This window comes from Mesorhizobium sp. M7A.F.Ca.AU.002.02.1.1 (genome assembly GCF_003998535.1).
Taxonomy (GTDB): Bacteria; Pseudomonadota; Alphaproteobacteria; order Rhizobiales; family Rhizobiaceae; genus Mesorhizobium; species Mesorhizobium ciceri.
In genome coordinates this window covers 1-3579 of record NZ_RZPB01000617.1, presented here as the reverse complement: position 1 = coordinate 3579, position 3579 = coordinate 1, and the positions used below count along the sequence as shown (strand labels likewise).

3 protein-coding genes and 2 pseudogenes are annotated in these 3579 nt (G+C 61.8%); all 5 read right to left on the bottom strand.

Translation table 11 applies throughout. From position 1 onward, the window contains the following. Positions 1-465 (bottom strand): annotated as a pseudogene (locus EN879_RS27950) (PAS domain S-box protein); the annotation flags it as partial. Next, the gene (ugpC, locus tag EN879_RS27945) at positions 426-1511 is read right to left on the bottom strand and encodes a sn-glycerol-3-phosphate ABC transporter ATP-binding protein UgpC (protein WP_063170677.1); all 1086 of its coding nucleotides are present in this window, start codon (positions 1509-1511) and stop codon (positions 426-428) included. The pseudogene EN879_RS27950 and the gene ugpC, both read right to left, overlap by 40 nt. An 11-nt stretch (positions 1512-1522) precedes the next feature. Then, positions 1523-2455 carry a 3-keto-5-aminohexanoate cleavage protein gene (locus EN879_RS27940; RefSeq protein WP_063170676.1) on the bottom strand — a complete coding sequence of 311 codons (933 nt, stop codon included), beginning with the start codon at positions 2453-2455 and terminating at the stop codon, positions 1523-1525. A gap of 29 nt (positions 2456-2484) precedes the next feature. After that, positions 2485-3135 (bottom strand): carbohydrate ABC transporter permease, encoded by a 651-nt coding sequence (locus EN879_RS27935; protein WP_245441368.1) that lies wholly within the window; start codon positions 3133-3135, stop codon positions 2485-2487. Positions 3136-3330: 195 nt separating this feature from the next. Further along, positions 3331-3579 (bottom strand): annotated as a pseudogene (locus EN879_RS27930) (sugar ABC transporter permease); the annotation flags it as partial.

Sequence of the window (3579 nt, the reverse complement as noted above, 5' to 3'; positions counted from 1 at the left end):
AGCATGCGCTGCGTCAAGGACGCTCCCCGTCGCGCCCCGAGCACCGCGTTGTCGAGAAGACGCAGCAATTGTGGATCGTCGGGAAGTCGTTTGCGGAGCAGCTCGAGACTTCCCAAAATCGCCATCAGCAAATTGTTGAAATCGTGGGCGACGCCGCCCGTTAGCTTGCCGATCGCATCCATTTTCTCCTGCGCCTTCTTCCGCTCCGTAATGTCGCGTGTGATCTTCGCGAACCCCAGGAGTTCGCCATCCTCGTGCCGAATGGGCGTCGATGACCACGTGGGACCAGAACGCAGTGCCGTCTTTGCGTATACGCCAGCCTTCGCGCTCAACTCGCCCTTCACGGGCGGCGATCTCCAGGGCACTTTGCGGACTGCCCCGCTCACGGTCCTTGAGAGTATAGAATTGCGAAAAGTGCTTGCCGATTAATTCATCTGCCGAATAACCCTTGATGCGTTCCGCACCCGCATAATGCGCTGACCCTTGGCGTTGAACAGATGCAACTGGGTGAGGTCCGGCGCCAGGAAAACCTTCTGGCCCGGCATCACGGAAATCCGCTCGCGCAGCAACGCGCTCAGCGTGTTGTTGCCGGCTTTGGCCATGACAAGGGTTTCCGCGCCGGTCGGCTCGACCACTTCGACCACCGCCGGCACGCCGCTGTCTGAGAGCTTGAGATGTTCGGGCCGGATGCCCCAGGCAAGCGCACTTTCGCCCTGTCCCAACGCAGGCAGCGGAAATACCGTGCCGTCGCTGGCGACAAAACCGTCCGTAGTGGTGCGGCCGTCCAGGATGTTCATCGACGGCGAGCCGATGAACTGGGCAACGAACAGATTGGCCGGCCGGTCGTAGAGATCGAGCGGGGCGCCGACCTGTTCGACGATGCCGCCATTCATGACGACGATCTTGTCGGCCATAGTCATGGCTTCGACCTGGTCGTGGGTGACGTAGACGATGGTGGTTCCCAGGCGCTGGTGCAGCGCCTTGATTTCGGCGCGCATCTGCACGCGCAGCTTGGCGTCGAGGTTGGAGAGTGGCTCGTCGAACAGAAAGACCTTCGGGTCGCGCACGATAGCGCGGCCCATGGCGACACGCTGGCGCTGCCCGCCGGAAAGCTGGCGCGGATAACGATCCAGCAAGTCCTGCAGTCCGAGGATCGTCGCGGCACGCGCAATCTTGGCGTCGATCTCGCTTTTATCGATCTTCTTCAGCGTCAGTGCGAAGGCCATGTTCTCACGCACCGTCATGTGCGGGTAGAGCGCATAGTTCTGGAAGACCATGGCGATATCGCGCGATTTCGGCGCGACATCGTTGATGATCTTGCCTTCGAGCGCGATCTCGCCGGCGCTGATGTCTTCCAGGCCGGCGATCATCCTGAGCAAGGTCGACTTGCCGCAACCGGACGGGCCAACCAGGATGACGAATTCGCCCGACGCGATGTCGACGGACACGCCGTGGATGACCTTCGCCTTGCCATAGGCCTTATCGACACCTGATATGGTGAGCGCACTCATTGGTATTTTCCTTAGAAAGAGACCTTGTCGCCGCCCTTGAGCTGCAAGATCTGCCGTGCCTCGTCAGGGGTGGCGACCGAAGCGCCAAGCCCTTCGATGATCTGGTGTACCTTGCGCACCTGCTCGGCATTGGATTTCGCCAGTTGGCCCTTGCCGATCCAGAGCGAGTCCTCCAGCCCGACGCGCACATTGCCGCCGAGCGCAATGGCCTGGGTGGCGATCGGCAGCTGGCTGCGGCCGGCGCCCAGCACCGACCAGTGGTAGTCCTGTCCAAACAGCCGGTCGGCGGTGCGCCTCATATGCGCGACATCTTCCGGATGGGTGCCGATGCCGCCCAATATGCCGAACACGCTCTGGACGAAGAACGGCGCCTTGACCAGGCCGCGCTCAACGAAATGGGCGAGCGTGTAGAGGTGGCCGATGTCGTAGCACTCGATCTCGAAACGCGTGCCGTTTTGCGCGCAGGTGCGCAGGATGTGCTCGATGTCGCCAAAGGTGTTGCGGAAGATGCGGTCGCGCGAGCCTTCGAGATAGGGGCGTTCCCAGTCATGCTCGAAGGTCTTGAAGCGCTCCAGCATTGGGTAGAGGCCGAAATTCATCGAGCCCATGTTGAGCGATGCAACTTCCGGCGCAAAGGTCGCCGCCGGCTTGACGCGCTCCTCGACGCTCATTGTCGCGGCGCCGCCTGTGGTGATGTTGATGACGCAGTCCGAGCGTTGCTTGATCACCTTCAGGAAGGGCGCAAACGCCTCGGTCGACTGGTCGGGCCGGCCGTCGGCGGGGTTGCGCGCATGCAGATGGACGATGGCAGCGCCGGCCTCGGCCGCGCCGATCGCGGCATCGGCAATCTCTTGGGCGCTCACCGGCAGATGTGGCGACATGGACGGCGTGTGGATCGAGCCGGTAACCGCGCAGGTGATGATGATCTTGTTCTGGTTCGCCACTTGAAATTCCTCGTCTATTTGACCGCAGTCTATTTCACCGCGCCTTGGGTGATGCCGGAGATGAACTGCTTCGACAGCACGATGTAGAGCAGCGTTATCGGCAGCGCCGCCAGAGTCAGCCCGGTGAACATCACGCCCCAGTCGGTGGTGAACTCGCCGACGAAGACGGTGAGGCCCTGCGGCAAGGTTTTGAGCTCGTCCGAGGTGATCAGCACCAGCGGGAAGAAGAAGTCGTTCCAGATCGGCACGGCGTTCTGGATGGCGACGATGACCAGGGCCGGGCGCGCCAACGGCAACATGATCGAGCGCATGATGCGAAATTCGCTGGCGCCGTCCATGCGTGCGGACTCTTCCAGTTCGCGCGGCAAGGTCCGGAGGAAGCCGGTCATGATGAACACCGCCGAAGGAATGCCCATGGCGACATAGACCAGCACCAGGCCGGCATAGCTGTCGACCAGCCCAAGCGAATCCAGCTGGATGAACAGCGGAATGATCGCCAGTTTCAGCGGCACCGTCATGCCGCTGAGGAAAAACATCAGCACCAGCGCGCTCAGCCTGAACTGGTAGCGGGCAATCGCATAGGCGGCCATGGTGCTGAACAGGAGGATCAGCGCCACCGCGGCCATGGTGATGCCGACGGAATTGGCGAGGTAGCGGACGAAATTGGTTTCGCTCCACACCCGCTCGGCATTGGCCAGCGAAAAGTGCGCCGGCAGGGCGAAGGGGCGAGCTGAAGATTTCGGCGTTGGTCTTGAACGACGACATCACCATGACGAACAGCGGATAGATCATGATGACGGCGTTGATCGCCAGCATCAGCTGGATGGCGCCATTCTTCAGCAACTCGGCGGGTTGCCCCGTGCGGGCTGTCGCGCTCACAGCTCGATCTCGCGACGGCGCAGGTAGCGAAGCGCGATTGCAGTGACGCCTGCAACGATGATGAACATCATCACGGCCAGCGCGCTGCCCTGGCCGAAATCCTGGATCCCGGTCGTCGTCGAACCGAAGGCGGTGCGGTAGAAATAGAGGCCGAGCACATCTGTCGCGCCGCCGGGCGAACCGGTGAGGCCAGCCATGACATAGGGGATTTCGAACCAGTTGAAGCTGCCGATGAAGGTCAGGAT

What these genes read in the sequence shown, in the direction of transcription:
- ugpC (WP_063170677.1), bottom strand. Translation starts at nt 1,511, where the DNA reads ATGAGTGCGCTCACCATATCAGGTGTCGATAAGGCCTATGGCAAGGCG.